Here is a 19,131-nt window from a genome sequence, read left to right on the forward strand (position 1 = left end):
CGGTGCCTCCCGTATGACGCGCGGACGTTACTGCAATTGGTCGCGGCGACGGGCCAGGTAGGCGGTCTCGGCGGTGTTGCCGGCCAGCTCGATGGCCCGGTCGTAGGCCGCGCGTGACTGCTGACTCCGGCCCAACCGGCGCAGCAGGTCGGCGCGGGTGGCGTGGTAGGCGTGATAGCCGGCCAACGCCTCGGCGAGGCGGTCGACGATGGGCAGTGCCACCTCCGGCCCGTCGAGCTCGGCGACCGCGACGGCCCGGTTGAGGACGATGATCGGCGAGGGATCGAGGCGAACGAGCTGGTCGTAGAGGGCGACGACTTGCGACCAGTCGGTGTCGCGGATGTCGCGGGCGGAGGTGTGCACCGCGTTGATCGCGGCGAGGATCTGGTAGCGGCCCGGAGCCACCCCGGCGGCGGCAGCGGCGAGGCGCTCGCGCACCAGCCGGTGGCCTTCGGCGATCAGTTCCTCGTCCCAGGCCCCACGGTCCTGCTCGTCGAGGGCGACCAGTTCGCCGCCGGCCGAGACCCGGGCGGTGCGGCGGGCCTCGCTGAGCAGCATCAGCGCCAGCAGCCCGGCCACCTCACCGTCGGCCGGCAGGAGCGCGCGGATCAGGCGGGTGAGCCGGATCGCCTCGGTGGTCAGGTCATGCCGTACCGGATCGGTATCGGGGCCGCTGGCAAGATAGCCCTCGTTGAACACCAGGAACAGGACGGCCAGGACGCCGGTGACGCGTGCCGGGAGATCTTCGGCGGACGGCATCCGGTAGGGGATGCGTGCCGCCTTGATCTTGGCCTTCGCACGGGTGATCCGCTGCCCCATGGCACTCTCGGCCACCAGGAAGGCGCGGGCGATCTCGGGCACGGTCAGACCGCCGACCATGCGCAGCGTCAGCGCCACACGGCTCTGCATCGCCAGCGCCGGGTGACAGCAGGTGAAGATCAGCCGGAGCCGGTCGTCGTCGATGGCGCCGGACGGCTCGGGCGGGGCGTCGTCGTACACCATCTGAGCCTCCCTGTGCTTGTCCTCGCGCTTGTTCTCACGGCGGATCCGGTCGATGGCCTTGCGGTTGGCTGTGGTGGTCAGCCAGGCGCCGGGGTTGGGCGGCACGCCGTCGGCCGGCCACCGCCGCACGGCGGTCGCGAACGCCTCGGCGGCCGCTTCCTCGGCGATGTCGAGGTCACCGAAGCGCCTGGTCAGGGCCGCTACCACCCGCGCCCACTCGTCGTGGTGGGCCCGGGTGATCGCCTCCTCGGCGTCGCTCACTGGAATGGCCGCACCTCGATCTTCCGATCGCAGACCTTCGACGCCTCGGCGGCGAGCTTGAGCACCACGTCCAGATCGGGGGCCTCCCACACCCAGATGCCGGCGAGGTACTCCTTCGACTCCACGAAGGGCCCGTCGCTGAACACCGCCTGCTCGCCACGGTTGTCGATGACCGTGGCCGCGTCGGTGTCCGCGAGACCGCCGGCGAAGACCCAGTAGCCCTCGGCGACCAGTCGTTGGTTGAACGCGCTGATCGCGGGCCGCCTGTCCGTGCTGCCGGGATCGCTCTTGTCATCGATCACAGAGACCAGGTACTGCATCTGAAGATCATCTCCCGTGGTGTGGACATCGTGGTTCGGTGGTCAGAGACTTCAGGCCGCCGCATACCTCGGGCGCCCGGCCGGCCGGTAGGCCTGGATCGTCACGCCCTTCGAGTCGACCCGCGACTCGACCAGGTCCAGTGCGAGATCCGGACCGGTCGCCGGGAACAGTCTCGCTCCCTGGCCGAGGATCACCGGGACCACGATCAGAATCATCTCGTCGACGAGATCGTTCTCCAGCAGCCATCGGGTCAGGACGCCACTGCCGTGTACCTGCAGTTCACCCCCGGGCTCGGCCTTCAACTCGCTGATGGCCGTCGCGAGGTCACCACGCAGAACGGTCGTGTCCTCCCAGCGCGGCGCGGTGAGCGTGGTCGAGGCAACGTACTTGGGGGCGTCGTTCAAGGCCACGCCGATGGGATGCGCGCGCATCTGGTCGATCGATCCCCAGGAGCCGGCGAACAACTCGTAGGTGCGCCGGCCGAACAGGAACGCCTCGGCGCGCTGGTAGGTCTGCGTGATGAACGTCCTGGTCTCGTCGTCACCCGCCCCCGGGGCCCATCCGCCGCGCTCGAATCCGTTCCTGCGGTCCTCGTCCGACGCACCGCCGTTTCCCTGCATCACTCCATCGATGGTGACCTGAGTCACGGTCGTCAGTTTCATGATCGTGATTCCTTCGCCTTGGCGCCGCCTCCTGTGGACGACCTCACCCCTGCCACGAACGCCACCACCCCGATCCGACACCTTCTCCCGGACTTCTTTGAAGGATTTTCCAGGGACGCCGGTCGTCAATCGATCCGACAACACGACAGTGTCGCGGCGGCCGCGCTCCGACTCCTATGGTCGTCGGGCATGGCGGCTGGGTCGCTGGAGCCGCTGACCCGCATCAAGGTCAACCGGGGCAACGTGGTCACGCACTGGCCTGACCACTGTGGTACCCGGCTATGCGCGGCCCTCGCGCTGTGGGCTATTGCTCCCGGGCCGGACGGAGTACCTGGCGTACGGCGCCGCGCAGCCAGTGATGGGCCCCGTCGGCGGTGTGGCGAGGGTGCCAGGCCATGCCGATCGTCAGCGGTGGTAGCAGAAGCGGGACGTCCAGCAGGCGTAGTCCCAGTTCGTGCGCCGTGTCGCTGAGTGGTGAAGGGGGCGTCGAGGCCCGGGTCTGGGCTGTTCACCAGCATAATTCTGTTTCAGGTGATGATTGGATGCTGAAGTTCCCATTGTGGCAATGCGCGGGTCACCGACATCTGGGTATGGGAGGCCGACGACCATGACGTCTACCGGCAGCTGATCGACGCGCTGCGCGAAACTCCCTTCTGGGACCGCTACTTCACCGTTGTGGACCTGCTCGTGGGCACCGAGAACGGCTACGCCCGCACCTACGACCTGGAACCGGTGGCCACCCTCGCCACCTGACGCTCCGTCCTGACCACCCGGTGCCGCCACGCCGGGCGAAAGCACCGGGTGGCAACTCATCCGAGCAGATGACGAGTCGCCCGCGTCGCCGCTCGCCAGCGGATCCGCCGACAAGGCCGAGGCAGGAGCGGGCCGGCCACCCGATCCGGCTCAGAACCCGGCCTATTCTGCAGGCTCCATCGGGCCGTCGCGGAGCACGCCTCGCACCTGATCCAGCGACACCGTTTCCGGCGGGAACTCCGCTAGCCACCAGGTGGCGCCCGCCTTGGCGTAGAGCGTCAGATCGGCGCTGGACGGAAGGGCGACGGCGATGTCGTACGGGGCCGTCTTCTCTTGGCGGAGATCATTGATGGCGGCGACCACGGCGGCGAGCTCGTCCGGGTGTTCGAGATTGACCGGAAAGAAGCCGTCATGCCGGGCGGCCCGGCGCAACGGCTTGAGGTTGCCGGGAAATCCCGCCGCCCACACCGGCACGCCGGGCCGCTGAACCGGTCGGGGAAGGAAGGAGACGCCGTCGACAAAGTAGTGCGGGCTGTGGTGGTGCACCGGGCCGCCGGACCACGCAGCGGTGAGGATCTCCAGTGACTCGTCGAGCATCTGCCCCCGCTCCCGGTCATCGAGTTCCTCTCCGGTCGCGCGAAGCTCGCCGGCGAAACGGTCGCTGCCGAGACCGACGCCGAGGGTGAGTCGGCCACCGCTGAGCCGGTCCAGCGTCGCGGTCTCCTTGGCGACCTTGGCCGGCCTGCGACGGGCAAGGGGTGTGACCATGGGACCGAGCCGAAGGTTCTCGGTGACGGTGGCGATCGCGGCCAGCGTGATCCACGGGTCGGCCGCCTGCCGGACGGGCTTCCGCCAGCGCAGGTGGTCCCATACGAACATGCCGTGCCAGCCGGCCTCCTCCGCCTCGGCGGCCAGGCGTGCGACCACCGCAGGCTCGGCGAGTTCGTCAAAGATCGGCAGCCAGAGCGCCGAACGCAACCGGGTCATGGTCGGCCGCCTCCGGTGTGCTGGACCGGAACCGAAACGAACGCTTCCCACAAAGGTCTCGACGAGGGCTTCACCGTGGAGAGGTCATCGATCATGAAAGTCACGCTAGGCCAAGCAGCTCGTCACCAAAAGCAATGATTTACGATCAACTCAATCATGGTTGGCGATGTCCACCACGATGATGGGTTCTTGCTTGACGGCAAGCTGTGGCATCTCACCACGCTAGCCTCGCGCGCTGACGAGGACTCGTTCGGACGGACGGCCGCGCGGCTTCACCCACTCGACGTAATCGCCGGAGGGCCTTCGAAGAGACGGTCAGCGGCAAGCCGGATACTGACCACCGGTTCGGCGCCAGAGCCGGACACTCCGATCAACCCGGGGCAGCCGGGAAGGCGAGGCCGTCGAAGATGCCCATCGCCTGGTCGACGTGACCGGCCGCGATCTTGCTTTGGTTGCGGCGGGACCAGTAGCCGACGGTGGTGGCGGGATTGGCGTGGTCAGCGAACTCTTGGACATCGGCGAGAGGGATTCCTCGGTCGAGCATGTGGGTGATGCGCGAGGCACGCCAGACATGCGGGGTCAGGTCGCGGCCGGGAAGGACGCCCGCGGCACGGCCCAGCCGGGTGCTGATCCGGTCGATGTCGTGGCGGTCGAGCCGGTCGCCCTTGTCGTCCAGCAGCAGCGGTCCGCCGGTGCGGGCACCGATGTGCCGGCGCAGCAGCCGCGCACAGGGCTCCGGGAGCGGCAGCGCACGCTGTTTGTCTCCCTTGCGGGTCACGGTGAGCCAGTAGCGGCCACCGTCGTCGACCAGGTCGGACACGTCGGCGGCGGACAGTTCGGTGACGCGGCCGGCCAGGCTGTACAGCAGCATCACCACCAGTAGGTCCAGCCCGTCGGTCGCGCAGGCAGCCACCATGCGGACCTCCTCTGCCTCCAGCACGGGGGTGGACGTGGCGCTGTTGCCGGAGTCGATCCGCGGACGGTCGTCTTCGGTGACCGGATTGCGTGGTGGAGGGTCCAGATGTCCGGCGGCGTAGTTATGCAGGGACGACAGGCAGGCCACGTAGCGGCCGATACTGCGCTTGGCGAGACCCGCGCGTTCCTGGCGCAGCCGCCACATCCTCACGTGCTCGCGGGTCAGGCAACCCACGGAGAATGCCTCGTGGCCCAGTTCGCGGGCTAGCGGGGCCCAGATTCGGCGCAGGTCGTCGGCATAGTTGCGTTTGGTGGCCACCGAGCTGCGGCGGGTGCTGCTCAGCCAGTCCAGGACCAGAGCGAAGGTCTGCGGGGTACATGCCTCGGCCAGCAGCTCGATCCGGCGGCGGTAGATCCTTCGCCCGCCGAACCGCGCGACCTGCACCTGGCCGAGGTCGGCGTCCAGTTTCGCCAACGCGTCGGCGGCCAGCGGCGTGGCCGGACGGGCCAACGGCCCCGCTGGTCGAGCGCCTTCTACCGGCAAGCCACTCGGACGAGGCGGCCCCGGCGGGGGAGTAGCTCCGGCAACCGGGCTGATTCTGGTGCTGTTCCCAGGGCGAGGACGCAGGATGCTGCCCTGCAGCACGTGGTCCGGGTCCTCGGTCGATGGTCCGCTGCTGTCGTCGGTGGTCACGCCTTTGAACCGTCCACTGAGCGAGCCGATTCCGGCCGCTGTCGACCGCGGCGTCCAGACCGCAGGGCGACAACGCGGGGACGGTCCAACAAGCGGGCGGCCGCCGAAGCGCCCCAATCCGCGTCGGCGACTGCGCCGGATACCCGGGTCCGCGTAGTCGGCGTCGGCGCAGGGCGTCGCTGCGCATCTCTCGTCTCGATGGACCTGAGCGAGGAGCTTCCGTCCGCCCGCACCGAGTCCAGTGAGTCGGCATCAGGCTCGCTGAGCCGAGCTGGAGCTCCGCCAGAGAAGTTGATCACGAGCGACACCCTACCGCATAACTGAGATTATGCGCTGCTAACTTTTTCTGATCAGAAAATATCGCAGCGAGTTTCGATTGTCTGTGACAAGAAAAGCTGCCATGCTCTCGACATGGTTGATCACGATGACCGGCGCGGAGTTGACGAGGGGCAGTGGTCCACGGAGGCCACGCCGTCCTTGGGGAAGTCGTCGGCTGCGTTGACCAACGGCTCAGCCGCCGCACCGGCCGGAGCCTGGGCGTCTGAGACTCCTGGGGACCCGAGTGAAGAACTGAGTGGAGGCCGGAGACCACCGCGGGGTGCCGACCCGGCGGCACCGTGGGGCCGGTGCAAGCACTGCGACACCCCCCTGCCCCGGCCGCCCAAGGCCCGCGGCCGGCGTCCCGAGTACTGCCCGCCCGAGCACGGCCCCGGCGGGCAGGTGGTCAAGGACTGCCAGGCCGAAGCGCATGCCGCGGGCCGCAGCCCGGCCGCCGCCGCGGTCAAGGAACCTCTGGCAGCGCTGCGTGCGGTGCTGACCGGGCTGGCCGCCGACGCTCGCGACCGCGCCGCTCGCGAGATCGCCGCCGCGGACAGGATCGATCAGATCATCGCGACGGTGGTGGACCGCAACACCATCCTGGAACAGCAGGCCGCCCAAGCACAGGCTGACGCCCGCCAAGCCGACGCTGCCCGGCGTCGCGCCGAACAAGGCCAGGACGCCGCCCAGGTCGCCGCCGACGCGGCCGCCGACGCACGGCACCGGGCCGAGGAACGCGCCTTGGCCGCCGAAGAGATAGCACGCGCCGCTCGCGATACCGCCCAGGTCCAGGCAGAGGCCCGCCAGGCCACCGAAACCGCTGCTCAAGCCGCGGCTGAGCACGCCCAACAGCACCTGGACGCCGCCCACGACCGGCTACGCGCCGCCGATGAGACCCTCCAGCAGACCCGCTCCGAACTACAGAACGCCCTGGACGAATCCCGGCAGGCTCATGACCGCACCCGCGCCGAACTGGACCAGCAGACCGGCCGGCTTACCGAGACCCGCGCCCGGCTCACCGCCACCGGTCAGGAACTCACCACCGCCCAGGACGAACTGACCCGGCTGAGAACCGCGCTGGCCTCTGCCGAACAAGCCGTCCAAACCGCCACAACGCGAGCCGAGGACGCCGAAGGACTACTCGCTCAGGAACGTGACGCCGCCGCGCAGGCCCTCACCGCCGCACAACAAGAACGCGACGCCGCTCGCGAGGTGCAGCTCACCCAGACCGTCCGACTACAGACCCAACTCGAGGCTGCCGTTGCCGAACGCGACGCCGCCCGCATCGACGCCGCAGCCCACCTGGAACGCGCGCTACGGGCTGAGCAAACCCAGCCCACGCGTAGTGAATCGACCCAGGATGCGGGGCCGGCATCGTCCTAGACGGCCTCCTTCGCAGCGTCTGCGCGCGGTCCTCCGATTAGGCACGGTGCAGCCCCTCCACCACCGGACGCTGCCAGGGCAGACTGCTGGTCTCCGCCAGCCAACGCGCTCTAGCCGACCAACGCCTCTTGAAGACCGTCCTCATCGCAACCGCGCATCTCTACGGGCCGCGACTCACGTGGGTTCCACTTATGAGGGACCCTCACAGCCTGGCAGCTCAGCGACCACGTAGCCGGTTGCTTTGGCTGAGGGTGGTAAGTGCTCTATTCAAGGCGTGCTCGCTCCTGCGAGATGAGATGAACGCCTACCGCTTGGCCTTGCCATGCCGCGGTCCGAGCCAACTGCAACCGACCTGTCACACGGGAGACGCCAGCGTATGAACGCACCACCCTCGCCATCCACAGCCGAGCAGGCCAACGGATCATCCGTCCAGATCGGCGTTCTCGTTCCGCTGTCCCGGCCCGGCTGGGTCGAGGCTGGTCACCACCTGCTCGCTGGACTCGAATTGGCCGCTCGCGAAGTCAATGGCGCCGGCGGGATCGTCGGAAGACCACTCGAACTGGTGATCCGAGACACCGCAGCTGATCCGCAGAAGGCTGCGGCGGCCGTGGATGAACTGGCCGGCCTCGGCGTGGCTGCCCTTGCGGGGGAGTATCACAGCGTTGTCGCTCGCGCCGCTGCCAGCAGGGCCGACGCGCTCGGCCTGCCCTTCCTCTGCTCATCTGCGGTTCTCGACGCGCTCACCGAACAGCCAACGGAATGGGTCGCGCGTCTCGCACCGGCACAGTCCCACGGCTGGCAGATCTACGCTGACTCCCTCCTCAGCGCGGGCCACCGTCGGATCGCCGTGGCGGCCGAATCAAGTGTCTACTGGACATCCGGTACTCGCATACTGCGGGACTACCTCGCTCCACGCGGCGGTACCGTCATCGAACTCGATATGCATGCGCTCACCCCCACCGATGTGTGCGACGAACTCGTCGGCAATCGCGCGACGGCCCTCCTTCTACTGGTCGGCCACCCTGAGCCGGCAGTGCCGATCGTCAGATCCGTCCGCCGCGACCAGCGCCTCGCCGAGATCATGATCGGTGCTCCGGCCGGGCAACCGGAGTTCGCCGGATGGACGACGTTGCTCGGCGACGACAGCACCGCGATCCCGTTCTTGCGCTATTTGCCCGAGCGCCTCAGCCCGCTTGGAGCACGAGTCGAGACCGCTCTTTGCGAGCGGCTGGCCGAACCGCCTTCCTTCGTCGCCTTTGAGGGCTACGACACCGTCGCCGTCCTCGCCGAGGTGCTGCGTTCCTCTGGCGCAGACAGGGCACGCATTGCCGAATCCTGGCCGCGTGTCGCGGTCGAAGGCACCCGGGGCCAGATTCAGTTCTCCCGCACACCAGGCATCAGCGTTTGGCAATGGGCTTGGCCGCCAATCCACGTTGTTGATCGAGATCCGGCGCAACCCGATCGCTTTCGGGTTCTCCACACTGGCTGAGAGCACGGGTCCGGAGGTCCGAATCTGCCCGAACTCGCCTGGGACCTGTCGGCTGAGCTGACCTTCGGGCCACGCTGCTGGCACCGGTCACCAGCGCGGGACAGGTTCCCGCGCACCGACCGGTGCCGTCGAGCACCAGATCCGCGCCGCCTGCGAACAGCTGAAGCAGGCCCCGGCGCGGCAGTTGTTGACCAGAAGACCGTGCTGCCGCGCCGGTGACGCCTCGTGGTTGGCCTGGAGTCCCAGCTCAGACACCAGCAGCAAACTAGCCGAAGATCACGTGCTCGCCGCTGTGGCGGCCTGTTCGTCGTGTTCTCGCAGCATCCGCATGACGGTGGCGGGCGAGGGGTGCTGGCCCCTCTTCGCGCCGGTGGTGATGACGAGGCGCTTGGCGATGCGCGCAGGCTCATCTCCTGGTCGCGTAGGTGGAGGGCCATGGACAGCATGTCGTCGTCGGTGACCCCGGCGCCGCCGCTGGTCTTCAGTTCCTCGGCGAGCATGGCGAGTTCGATGCCGCGGCCGAGCCGCTCGTGTTCGTGGACGACGAGGGTGACGGCGACGCCGGAGGAGCGGATCTCTGAGGCGAGCTTGACGGCGGGCTCCGGCTCGGGTCGCTTGGTGGCGCGGGTGGAGATCTTCTCCGAGAAGACCCGGGTCACCCGGCCTCGGTCAGGGAGTCGAGTTGTGCGTCGAGGGACTGCCGGGCGGTCGATGCGCGGGCGTAGCCGAGGCGGACGTGTCCGACCGGTTCGGCGCCGGCGCTCACCGGCCAGGGCAGCTCGGTTCACGCCGAGCCCGGCTTACGTAGGGCGGGGGTCGGCACGCTCAGGGTCTTGGCGAGTTGGGGTACCAGGCGGAAGCGGGCGGTGTGGTGCTGGATGGCCACCTTGCCCTTGCCGGTCCGGCACGGGGAGCCCGCGGGGGCGGCGCAGGCGGACATCGGGCAGTCGTGCGATTCCACACGCTTGAAGTCGTCGCACAGCCCCGGACTGTTTCATGAGGGCGTTTCAGACGTCCAGCCGTTTGCAACAACTCATGAAACACGATCGCCGCAGGTGGACCGCCGAGTGATCGCCTGTTTCACGAGCGGTCGCAAGCCGTCGAGTGTTCGCGCCGGAGCTCCGCTCCGAACCTTGAGACCCCCTTCGCTCCCACGGTGCTCCGGGGCCCCTGTCGTGCGCGGCATGGCGCGATCACGATCAGCCTTACGTCAGCATTCCAGGCCCTGGGGCATTAATAGATAGGAAGTTTATATAAGTTTTTGATAGAATTGAGGTATGTCCTTGATCGAGTCGCCTGCTGGCCTGGAGGCTAAAGCGCTGGACCTCGCCTTGGAGCAGTTCACGGCGGTGTTCATTCGCCTGGCGTCGGTGGAGCAGATGAGCTTTACCACCCTGGGTGTCCTGCACACTCTGGCGGGCAGCGGGCCGATGCGGCTGTCTGAGTTGACGGCGAGCGAGCGGGTCACACAACCGGCGATGACGCAGCTCGTCACCCGGCTGGAGCGGGACGGCCTGGCTGTGCGGTCCCCGGATCCCTCGGACGGCCGGGCGGTGCTGGTGCAGCTCACACCCGCCGGTGCCAAGGTGGTCGAGTCGCGGCGAAAGGAACGCATCGATCGCCTGGCCACCCTGACCGGCCAGCTCGACCCGCATCACCAGCAGGCACTCGCTTCGTCGCTGCCCGCGCTCCTTGAAATGGCCCGGCTCGCCGCCCAACCGCCCAACGGGCCGACGGCACCGCTTCCTCCACCCAGTAAGGAACCACGCCATGACCACCCTGCAGGACTTTCCCCTGGAGCCCACTCCGATCCACGTGTCCGACGAGGTCCTCGATGACCTGCGTGCCCGTCTCACGCTGACCCGTCCGCCGCTGGATGAGGGGAATGGGGACTGGTTCTATGGCGTCCCGGACAGCTATCTCCGTGAGCTGGTCGCCTACTGGCAGGACGGCTACGACTGGCGCAAGGCCGAGGCCGCCATCAACGCCTACGAGCACTACCAGGTGGGCGTCGCCGGTGTCCCGGTGCACTTCATGCGCAAGCCCGGCCGCGGCCCTCGCCCGATCCCGTTGATCCTCACCCACGGCTGGCCGTGGACGTTCTGGCACTGGTCGAAGGTGATCGACCCGCTCGCTGACCCGGCCGCGTTCGGCGGCGACCCCGCCGACGCGTTCGACGTCATCGTGCCGTCCCTGCCCGGCTTCGGTTTCCCCGGACCGCTCACCGGCTTTCCCGACGTCAACTTCTGGAAGATCGCCGACCTCTGGCACACCCTGATGACCGAGACCCTGGGATACGAGAAGTACGCCGCCGGGGGCTGCGACATCGGCGGGCTCGTCTCCAGCCAGCTCGGCCACAAGTACGCCGACGAGCTGTATGGCATCCACATCGCCTCCGGGCTGCCGCTCAACTTCTTCACCGGCCCCCGCGCCTGGGACCTCGCCCAGGGCCGGCCCCTCACCGACGACCAGCCCGCCGAGGTCCGCGCCCGCATCATCGAGCGGGACCGCCGCTCGGCGTCCCACCTCGCCGTGCACATGCTCGACGGCGCCACCCTGGCCCACGGGCTCAGCGACTCACCCGCCGGGCTACTCGCCTGGCTGCTGGAGCGCTGGAACGCCTGGAGCGACAACGGCGGCGACCTCGAGTCCGTCTTCACCAAGGACGACATGCTGACCCACGCCACGATCTACTGGGCGAACAACTCCATCGCCACGTCGATTCGCTACTACGCCAACGCCAACCGCTACCCCTGGACCCCCGCCCACGACCGCACCCCGGTCGTACAGGCTCCGGTCGGCCTCACCTTCGTCACCTACGAGAACCCGCCCGGCATCCACACCGCCGACGAGCGCGTCCGCGCGTTCAAGTCCAGCCCGCAAGCCGATTGGTGCAACCACGTCAACGTCAATGCTCACGACCACGGCGGCCACTTCATCCCCTGGGAGAACCCCGACGCTTGGGTGAGCGACCTGCGCCGCACCTTCCACGGCCGCAGGTCCTGAACGACCCGGCGCGCTCGTCGGGCTTGTCGACGGCGGCGTCGCCAGCTTGGAGAGGATGCCTTCCTTGCCGCGGACCTTCTTCAGCTCGGCGGTGGGCTGCTTCTCCACCCGCCGCTCGGCACGGGAGTTGATCTTGTGGACCAAGGCGACCAGCAAGTCCACCAGGGCGTCGGTGATCTCCGCCTGACGTGAGGAGCACGGCGCCGCGAGCAGGGTGATCCGTACGTCCTCCGCCGTGTCGCGGAAGTCCGAGGGGTACATCTTGATCGCCCGCGCTCGCCAGGCAGCCACCAGCTTCTCCGCGCAGTCCGCGAACAGCCCATCGGGCAACCCCAGCTTGCGCACGTCATTGAGCTTGGCGATCTCCGTCAGCAGGGAGTCCAGGCCCACTGCACCCGGGTCCGCGCTTCAGGGTGGCCAGCAGGGCGGTGCTCATCTCATTGTCCTCGGCCACCAGGGACAGCAGCCGGGCCGTGCCCGCCTCACCCAGGCGTCCGATGGTGCGGGCAAAGAACGTCTTCTCCCACGTGCCCCGGGCCGCGACGAGGACCTTCTCGACTCGGGTCCGGCCCGGCGGCTCGATCTCCCGGGCCCGGCACTCCACCAGCAGTGCCTCGCGCTGCCGGTCCTCCACCAGCTCGACCGGACAGACCTCCGCGGCCAACCACTCGGCCAGTGCCTTCTCGTCCGCGACCGTCGACGGCCGGAACCCCAGGGCCTCGCGGATCTGCTTGCGGTGGTGCTCGGCAGTCCGGCCGACCAGCGTGTACTTCGCGAAGTCGGTCGCCGGGACCTTCACGAGCTCGGCGACATACTCCACCGCGGCCGGCGGTACCTCTTCCAGCACATCGGGAAACCGGCCCTCCAGCTCGAAGAACTTCAGCGCCAGACCGAGCCGAGCCGCGTCGCTCCGCTCTTGTTCGCCACCAGGTCCCAGTTGCCGCCTACCAGCGTCCAGTTCGCCAGCAGCTCCTTTGACGACCACTCCTGCCATACGCCCGCCCCCTTGGCCTCGATCACTCGATCACTCGATCAGACCAACGAGGAGGCCCAGGACAGGGAAACGGGGCTCGTCCAGCTACCCGCGGCCTACTTTGCGGCTGGTGTCTGAGCTAGGACACCAGGGCCTGGTTGCGGCGCCCCGCGGGAGAATTCTCCTGGGCCCGGTGACGGACTTCCGAGTGGACACAGTGCTCCGGGATTCTCCGCGAGGAAACACTTGGCCGGCGGCCCAGCACGATGGCCCTTCGTCCGCGACCTCATCGCCTAGCGTGGCGCCGGCGTTCACATCGGGCGTGATGGCCAACTCAAAAGGCGATCAGGGCGATGAATATCGTCGCGGTGACCGCCACACCGAGTATCACGCAGCCTATTGCGGTGGCCCAGCCCGCAGCCGAGTCAGCGGGTTCGCTTCCCTCATGCCCGTAGATGAGGCCACCGCAATAGGCATGGACCGGGCTCCTATGCCACTGCTGCGTTTCTGGCCCGGCGGAAGCAGAGCCTTCTCACGGCGGAGTAAAGGTGTCCGGCGCCGTCCGCGTGTTCTCGCGCCAGGCAGTCGGCGGGTGGCATTCCCGGATCCGGACCCCTCGCCCTCAGCCTCTGACGCGGGTGGAGGGCCCGGAGCCACCGCTCACGAGGATGGGCAGAAGACGCTCTCGACGACCTTGCCCATCGCTTGGCCCGGTCCGCTGAGGTCCTTGACGCTCAAGGTGGCCGACACCGCGAGCTGGCGGCGGCCGTCTTCCGAATAGAAGGTCATGGTGAGAAAGCCGGGAGCGGTCCCGCCAGTGATGTAGAAATCGTCACCGCAACCGCCGCGGCCCTTGGCTCGGGCGTTCGAGTCAATGGGCAGCCGGTCGGTCAGGACTCGCTGAAGTTCCGGCGGCAGCAGCTTGCCCTGGGTGAACGCCCGTTGGAAGGCGCTGACATCGTGCGCGGTGGAGACCACCCCTCCGGCTGCCCCGGCGATGCTGGCGTTGAACCGGTCCGCGTCGCGCAGCCTGCCGTTGGCGTCGGGGTAGTAACCGTGGCCGTGCGGACCCTTGATGCCCTCCGGCGGCTTGCCGGGAAGGTAGGTCTTGGTCATCTTGAGCGGTCCGAACAGGCGCCCGTGCAGCTCGGCGGCCAGGTCGTGGCCGGTCAACCTCTCAATGATCACGCCGAGGAGGGTGTAGTTGGTGTTGGAGTAGAACCACTTCTCGCCCGGTTCACCGGTCCGGGGCCGGTCGCGGCTCCACTTCACCAGATCGAGCGGCCGATAATTGGTCGTGAAGTCGAACACGTCGAATGAGGGGTCTTCTCCCTCGCTTCCGTCCGGGTTCGGCTTGGTGGCGTACCAGTCGGGAATGCCGGAGGTATGCCGGAGCATCTGCCGTACTGTGATCTCGTCGGCGCGCTCCACCAGATCCTTCCTCACCACCTCCGGCAGCAGGTCGCCGAGCTTGTCATCCACGCCCAACCTGCCCTCCTCGACCAGTTGCAGCACGACGGTGGCCACCATCTGCTTGGTCTGCGAGCCGATCCGGAAGCGAGAGCCCGCGGGTATTCTCCCGCCCTTGCCGCCGAGCAACCGGGAGCCCCCGCTGCCCAGCCCGATGGGTTTCCCGTCAACGAAGCCCCCGCCGACGACCCCCACGACCCCGGGAGCCTTGGCCAGCTCCTCCATCGCCTTCTGCACGTTCCCGACCCGCGCCGGCGCCGCGGTGACAGGCCCGGCATGGGCCATCATCACCATGACGACACCGGCGGCCACACCGGCCCTCTTCAGGGGCGGACGAACGCTCCTACGTGACACGACACGCTCCTTTGCGTGATCACCTTCCGAAGCCGCGGCACCATGCCCTCGGCACGGACCGCTGCGGTCCATGCCTCCACCCAAGACGGAGGACCGTTGCGGTGGCGTCTGCGTTTTTCGATACGCCCGCGATACAACCAGAAGACAGGCATCCCCTCGCTTCCGCCTCCACCGGACAGGATGGCTGGGCTCACAGTTTCGACATGGCGAAGGCGCCCCTTCCGCGCGGGTTGGCGGGGTGGGGCGCCTTGGGGTGCGGCAACGGTCAGGTGCTGACCGCCTTCTTGTAGAGACGGGTCGCCAGCGGGATGAACACGATCAGGATGGCGGTGATCCAGAGCAGTGATGCCGGGATGGCGTGCTGGATGGGCCAAGCGTCCGAGGTCTTCATCGCGGTGCTGGTATTGCCGAAGAGTTCGCGTGCGGCTTGGGTGAAGGTGGAGACAGGGTTCCAATCGGCGACGACGCGGAGTGGCGTCGGCAGTTTGGAGGCGTCGAGGAAGGCGTTGGAGATGAACATCAGCGGGAAGGAGACCATCGTGGCGATGTTGTTGAAGCTTTCCGGGGTGCGCAGGGCCAGCGCGACGGTCGCGGTGAACCAGGAGAACGCGTAGGCGAACAGCAGCAGTAGCCCGAACCCGAGGACGGCCTCGTAGGGCGAGGTGTGTACCCGCCATCCGACGATCAGTCCCATCACCGCCATGACGACCAGGCTGGCGAAATTCATCAGCAGGTCGCTGACCGTCTGGCCAATCAGCACCCCGGACGGGGCCATGGGGAGCGAACGGAACCGGTCGAAGATTCCCTTCTGCAGATCCAGCGTCAGGGTGTAGCCGGTGATCTGTGCACCCATGATCACGGCTTGGACGAAGACGCCGGGGAGCAGGAACTCCTTGTACGACATCCCCGGGACGTTGATGACGCTGCCGAAGACGTAGGCGAACATCAGCACGAACACGACGGGGAACATGATCGCGGAGCCGAGCAGGTCCGGTGACCGCCTGATCTTCAGGGTGTTACGTCTGGCGATGGTCCAGCCGTCGGCGATGGGCATGGTGATGGCGTTCATCGGGTGGCCTCCCGGGCCCGCTCGTCGGTGCCGGACGCCTGGTGCCCGGTCAAGGTGAGGTAGACGTCGTCCAGGGTGGGGCGCCGCAGCCCGGCGTCCCGCACCCGGACCCCCGCCTCGGCCAGCCGGCCGAGGACCTCGCGGAGCGCCTCCGGACCATCGGTGACCGGGACGGTGATCTGGAGCGACTCCGGCGCGGTCCGCATGGCGCCGACCGCGACCCAGGCGAGCGACTGGCGCGCGGTCTCCAACTCGGTGGCGTCGGTCACGGTCAGCTCGATGCGGTTGCCGCCGACCTGGTCCTTGAGCTCGTCGGCGGTGCCACGGGCGATGGCGCGACCGTGGTCGACCACCATGATCTGGTTGGCGAGGTGGTCGGCCTCCTCCATGTACTGCGTGGTCAGAAGCAGTGTGCTCCCCGCCGCGACGAGTTCGGAGAGGGTGTCCCACAGCGCTGCGCGGGCGCGGGGGTCCAGACCGGTGGTCGGCTCGTCCAGGAACAGCACCGGCGGGTCGGCGACCAACGCGCCGGCCAGGTCGATCCGGCGGCGCATGCCCCCGGAGTAGCCCTTCACCGGACGGTCTGCGGCGTCGGCGAGGTCGAAGCGTTCGAGCAGCTCGCGGGCACGACTCCTGCTGCGCTTGGCGCCCAGGTGGTAGAGGCGGCCGACCATCTCCAGGTTCTCGGCGCCGGTGAGGTGCTCGTCCACGGCGGCGTACTGGCCGGACAGCCCGATGTGCGCGCGCAGCCGCCGGGCGTCGCTGACGACGTCGTATCCGGCGACGGTGGCGCGGCCGCCGTCGGGTCGCAGCAAAGTGGTCAGGACCCGTACCGTCGTGGTCTTACCTGCGCCGTTCGGGCCGAGGAGGGCGAGCACCGTCCCTTGCGGGACGCGGAAGCTCAGTTCGTCCAGGGCGGTCACGTCGCCGTATTTCTTGACCAGTCCTTCGGCTGTGATCGCGTCGCTCATGAGGGGGCTCCTTCGGGGGTCAGGACCGGTGAATGTCGATGTCGCCGTAGTTGGTGTGCGCGCGCACCTCGACGACCGTGTCGGTGGTTTCGGGGCCTTCGGCGGCGGTCAGGGCGTTGCGCACCACGCCGTTCTTGGAGTGCAGGTCCAACCAGGCGGCCGTGCCCTCGGCGATGCCGACGTCGACCTTGCCGTAGCCGTTCTCCAGGTGGACGGTGCCGCGCACCACCGCACCGATCCGGATCCGGCCGTACGCGGTCTTGGCGGTGAGGCCGGCCAGCGCGCGGCCGACGGTGACGTCGCCGGTGGCGGTCTTCAGTTGCAGGTCGCCGGTCGCCTCGCCGAGGCTGATCTCGCCGTTGGAGGACTTGACCACACCGGTGCCGTCGACGGTCCCGATCCGGATCGTCCCGTTGGAGGTGGTCGCCTCGGCGGGGCCGGTCACCCGGTCCACGGAGATGTTGCCGTTGGCCGTCTTGACCTCCAGCGGCCCGGTCTCTTCCAAGCGCATGTCGCCGTTCGAACTGCGCAGGACGGTCTTGCCGAGCGAGCCGGTGGTGATGAAGTCCGCGGCGCCCCTGGCCTCGACGCGGGAGGCGGCCGGCAGGTCGACGATCACGTCGATGAAGCCGCGCCAGGAGAGCAGGGAGGCGAGGCCTTTCGGCCTCGGCCCCTTGACCAGCAGCCGTCCGCCAGAGAACTCGACGATCGTCCTTTCGGCGGCCTGCACGCTCGCCTCGGCGGACGGATCGCTCGGGCGCACCTCCACCGCGGTGTCGGCGCGGTCGCTTGCGTTGATCCGGACCTGGCCGGTGTAGATCTCGATGTCAGCCGTGATCGGTTCGGGGGTCTCGAAAGTAGGCATGGCGGAGCCTTCCTCATGGGTCCTGTGGAACATCCCGGTCTCAGTGCCGGGCGATGAGTGATGGGGCCGAGGAGGCGGTGTCAGCGCACCCAGCCGGTGTAGCTGCGTCCGCTCGGGGCAGGCTCTGCCTGGCTGGCGGCGCGGCTCCCCTCGCCCGACTCGAACGCCGCGGAGATGGCGCGCACCAGCCAGGCGTTGACCGAGAGTCCCTGCCGGCCGGATGCCTCTTCAACACGCAGCTTGAGGTGCTCGGGCAGCCGCAGGGTCATCCGTGCCGTGCCGCCTTCATCGGAGGACGGCGGTACGGTCGGCGGCTCGGCAAAGCTGGTCGCGGGCGGCGATACGGCCGCCCGAGGTGTCTCCATCCCGGTGCCGGCGGCCTGCCCGACGGATGGCGCCGTCTCCGGCGGTGTGACCACGAACGCAGGGTCGCCGCCGCGCAGCCGCACCTCGACCGAGCCCGGTGCGAGATCGCTGGTGATCTCGTCCGCCGCGGCCGAGAGCGCCTCCAGCAGGGTGAGCCGCGCGGCCGATTCGAGGGCGCCGGTGAGGCGCTCGGCCAGTGCGCGGGCTTCCGGGCCGCCCGCCTCCGCGGCGACGGCGAGTTCGCGACGGAGGTTCTCGACGTACGGCATCAGGTCCATGGCTGCAACTATGACGTCATTGTGACGTCACGTCAAGCGCCACTATGACGTCAATTGGTGTCGAAGTTGACGCCGCGGTCGGGCAACCGCTCCAGCGCGCCGAATCGGCCCACCACCGGGGCCCTGATCGCGCTGCTGGACACCTCGGAGTTCTGGAGTGACAACACCGCTAACCTGCCGATATCGAGGTGTTGGAGCTGGTTTGCCGGTACGGCGAGGCAGGCACACCACCTACCACCTGCGCGGGGGAGAGCGTGGGCCAAGCGCCCTAGTGGCCGACTACTGGCCGAGGTTGACCTGCGTCCTGTGGTGGTCGCCCTTCTCGATCAGGTCGACGAACCCGAGAGCGTAGTCCGCGGCGGAGATCGCGCCGCCGTCCTGCGGCTGAACCGCGACGTCGTCGCCGAGCCGGTAACGGCCGAGGCGCTCGCCGGGCGTACGTGCGCCGAACCTGAGCGCCGGGCTCACGAAGACCCAGTCGAGGGTCGGGGGCGTGGCCGGGAGACGGGGCGGCTGATCGTGCTGGTCAAGGGTGCCAGGAGACGGGCAGATCTCTGTTGGGGTGACAGCTCGGCAAGCGCCAGAACTCGTAGTTCATCCCGTACGCCTTGTCGGCGGCCGCCCCCGACACCGGGCACTCCAGCCTCCAAGGTCGTGGCGCGTAGCGTCCGGACGACCCAGTGGAGGGTCGGTTTGTGACCTAATATCCGATTCTCCCATGTCCGTCATTTATGATCAAAAACTGTCACATACCCATAACGTTCGTCACTATTGACATACCAGGACACTGCACTTACGGTTCCGGCAACGGTCCTGGTGATGGGGAGGTAAGGGTGCGGCATGCGTCGGGGATGGAGTCTGCGCTTTTGGCGTTCATGAGCGTGCAGGAGGGTCCGGTGGGGGCGCGGGCTGCGGCTCGGCATCTGCGGGGTTTGGGGTTTGAGCTCAGTGAGTCGACTGTGAGCCGGTTGCTCAATGATCTGGATGGGCGGGC

Annotated in this window: 20 protein-coding genes and 1 pseudogene; 7 read left to right on the top strand and 14 right to left on the bottom strand. The window is 68.3% G+C overall.

The annotated features are described in order from the left end of the window. Positions 1-27: 27 nt before the first annotated feature. Genes AMA02S_RS38935 through AMA02S_RS38945 form a run of 3 tightly spaced genes read right to left on the bottom strand, consistent with a single transcriptional unit; the run spans position 28 to position 2,246 of the window. Positions 28-1,263: an RNA polymerase sigma factor gene (locus tag AMA02S_RS38935; protein WP_067469902.1), complete on the bottom strand. Its 1,236-nt coding sequence runs from the start codon at positions 1,261-1,263 to the stop codon at positions 28-30. After that, complete coding sequence (locus tag AMA02S_RS38940) at positions 1,260-1,583, bottom strand: YciI family protein (protein ID WP_067469905.1); 324 nt, start codon at positions 1,581-1,583, stop codon at positions 1,260-1,262. Before AMA02S_RS38940 ends, AMA02S_RS38935 begins: the two co-directional genes overlap by 4 nt. A 51-nt stretch (positions 1,584-1,634) precedes the next feature. Further along, complete coding sequence (locus AMA02S_RS38945) at positions 1,635-2,246, bottom strand: dihydrofolate reductase family protein (protein WP_067469908.1); 612 nt, start codon at positions 2,244-2,246, stop codon at positions 1,635-1,637. Positions 2,247-2,822: 576 nt separating this feature from the next. On the opposite strand from AMA02S_RS38945, the pseudogene AMA02S_RS45230 reads away from it, so the two are divergent. After that, positions 2,823-2,999 (top strand): annotated as a pseudogene (locus tag AMA02S_RS45230) (darcynin family protein); the annotation flags it as partial. A 162-nt stretch (positions 3,000-3,161) separates the two neighbouring features. Here AMA02S_RS45230 and AMA02S_RS38950 read toward each other — a convergent pair. Then, the gene (locus tag AMA02S_RS38950; protein ID WP_067469911.1) at positions 3,162-3,986 is read right to left on the bottom strand and encodes an LLM class flavin-dependent oxidoreductase; all 825 of its coding nucleotides are present in this window, start codon (positions 3,984-3,986) and stop codon (positions 3,162-3,164) included. A gap of 370 nt (positions 3,987-4,356) precedes the next feature. Continuing rightward, the gene (locus tag AMA02S_RS38955) at positions 4,357-5,412 is read right to left on the bottom strand and encodes a tyrosine-type recombinase/integrase (protein WP_067469914.1); all 1,056 of its coding nucleotides are present in this window, start codon (positions 5,410-5,412) and stop codon (positions 4,357-4,359) included. A gap of 594 nt (positions 5,413-6,006) precedes the next feature. On the opposite strand from AMA02S_RS38955, the gene AMA02S_RS38960 reads away from it, so the two are divergent. Further along, positions 6,007-7,296, top strand: coding sequence for a hypothetical protein (locus tag AMA02S_RS38960; protein WP_157431138.1), 1,290 nt, complete (start codon positions 6,007-6,009; stop codon positions 7,294-7,296). Positions 7,297-7,672: 376 nt separating this feature from the next. Beyond that, positions 7,673-8,785, top strand: a complete 1,113-nt coding sequence (locus AMA02S_RS38965; RefSeq protein WP_067469920.1) for an ABC transporter substrate-binding protein — start codon at positions 7,673-7,675, stop codon at positions 8,783-8,785. A gap of 87 nt (positions 8,786-8,872) precedes the next feature. Here AMA02S_RS38965 and AMA02S_RS42610 read toward each other — a convergent pair whose 3' ends face one another. Next, complete coding sequence (locus tag AMA02S_RS42610; RefSeq protein ID WP_157431139.1) at positions 8,873-9,040, bottom strand: hypothetical protein; 168 nt, start codon at positions 9,038-9,040, stop codon at positions 8,873-8,875. Between the two features lie 170 nt (positions 9,041-9,210). Between AMA02S_RS42610 and AMA02S_RS43735 the strand changes: the two genes are divergently transcribed. Further along, positions 9,211-9,366, top strand: coding sequence for a hypothetical protein (locus AMA02S_RS43735; protein WP_218005279.1), 156 nt, complete (start codon positions 9,211-9,213; stop codon positions 9,364-9,366). Positions 9,367-9,569: 203 nt separating this feature from the next. On the opposite strand, the gene AMA02S_RS43740 is transcribed toward AMA02S_RS43735, so the two are convergent. After that, positions 9,570-9,746, bottom strand: coding sequence for a zinc finger domain-containing protein (locus tag AMA02S_RS43740; RefSeq protein ID WP_439951629.1), 177 nt, complete (start codon positions 9,744-9,746; stop codon positions 9,570-9,572). A 316-nt stretch (positions 9,747-10,062) separates the two neighbouring features. On the opposite strand from AMA02S_RS43740, the gene AMA02S_RS41075 reads away from it, so the two are divergent. Genes AMA02S_RS41075 through AMA02S_RS44820 form a run of 3 tightly spaced genes read left to right on the top strand, consistent with a single transcriptional unit; the run spans position 10,063 to position 11,978 of the window. Next, complete coding sequence (locus AMA02S_RS41075) at positions 10,063-10,623, top strand: MarR family winged helix-turn-helix transcriptional regulator (protein ID WP_084266056.1); 561 nt, start codon at positions 10,063-10,065, stop codon at positions 10,621-10,623. Beyond that, complete coding sequence (locus AMA02S_RS38975; protein ID WP_067469923.1) at positions 10,556-11,791, top strand: epoxide hydrolase family protein; 1,236 nt, start codon at positions 10,556-10,558, stop codon at positions 11,789-11,791. Before AMA02S_RS41075 ends, AMA02S_RS38975 begins: the two co-directional genes overlap by 68 nt. Positions 11,792-11,846: 55 nt before the next feature. Continuing rightward, positions 11,847-11,978: a hypothetical protein gene (locus tag AMA02S_RS44820; protein WP_281181961.1), complete on the top strand. Its 132-nt coding sequence runs from the start codon at positions 11,847-11,849 to the stop codon at positions 11,976-11,978. A 159-nt stretch (positions 11,979-12,137) separates the two neighbouring features. Here the strand turns inward: AMA02S_RS44820 and AMA02S_RS42615 are convergent, their stop codons facing one another. The 7 genes from AMA02S_RS42615 to AMA02S_RS39010 all read right to left on the bottom strand — a co-directional run bounded on the left by AMA02S_RS42615 (position 12,138) and on the right by AMA02S_RS39010 (position 18,605). Beyond that, positions 12,138-12,785 carry a DUF4158 domain-containing protein gene (locus tag AMA02S_RS42615; RefSeq protein WP_157431140.1) on the bottom strand — a complete coding sequence of 216 codons (648 nt, stop codon included), beginning with the start codon at positions 12,783-12,785 and terminating at the stop codon, positions 12,138-12,140. A gap of 639 nt (positions 12,786-13,424) precedes the next feature. Then, positions 13,425-14,459 carry a serine hydrolase domain-containing protein gene (locus AMA02S_RS38985; RefSeq protein WP_169806972.1) on the bottom strand — a complete coding sequence of 345 codons (1,035 nt, stop codon included), beginning with the start codon at positions 14,457-14,459 and terminating at the stop codon, positions 13,425-13,427. A gap of 394 nt (positions 14,460-14,853) precedes the next feature. Continuing rightward, positions 14,854-15,657 (bottom strand): ABC transporter permease, encoded by an 804-nt coding sequence (locus AMA02S_RS38990; protein ID WP_067469931.1) that lies wholly within the window; start codon positions 15,655-15,657, stop codon positions 14,854-14,856. Further along, the gene (locus tag AMA02S_RS38995; RefSeq protein WP_067469934.1) at positions 15,654-16,628 is read right to left on the bottom strand and encodes an ATP-binding cassette domain-containing protein; all 975 of its coding nucleotides are present in this window, start codon (positions 16,626-16,628) and stop codon (positions 15,654-15,656) included. The genes AMA02S_RS38990 and AMA02S_RS38995 overlap by 4 nt, the downstream gene beginning before the upstream one ends. A 19-nt stretch (positions 16,629-16,647) precedes the next feature. Next, positions 16,648-17,493, bottom strand: a complete 846-nt coding sequence (locus AMA02S_RS39000) for a DUF4097 family beta strand repeat-containing protein (RefSeq protein WP_067469952.1) — start codon at positions 17,491-17,493, stop codon at positions 16,648-16,650. Between the two features lie 80 nt (positions 17,494-17,573). Then, positions 17,574-18,137, bottom strand: a complete 564-nt coding sequence (locus AMA02S_RS39005; protein ID WP_067469937.1) for a histidine kinase — start codon at positions 18,135-18,137, stop codon at positions 17,574-17,576. A gap of 279 nt (positions 18,138-18,416) precedes the next feature. Next, positions 18,417-18,605, bottom strand: coding sequence for an NAD(P)-dependent oxidoreductase (locus tag AMA02S_RS39010; protein WP_067469940.1), 189 nt, complete (start codon positions 18,603-18,605; stop codon positions 18,417-18,419). Positions 18,606-19,131: the final 526 nt, after the last annotated feature.

Origin of the sequence: Actinomadura macra NBRC 14102, from assembly GCF_001552215.1 — a bacterium.
In the GTDB taxonomy this organism is placed as follows: domain Bacteria; phylum Actinomycetota; class Actinomycetes; order Streptosporangiales; family Streptosporangiaceae; genus Spirillospora; species Spirillospora macra.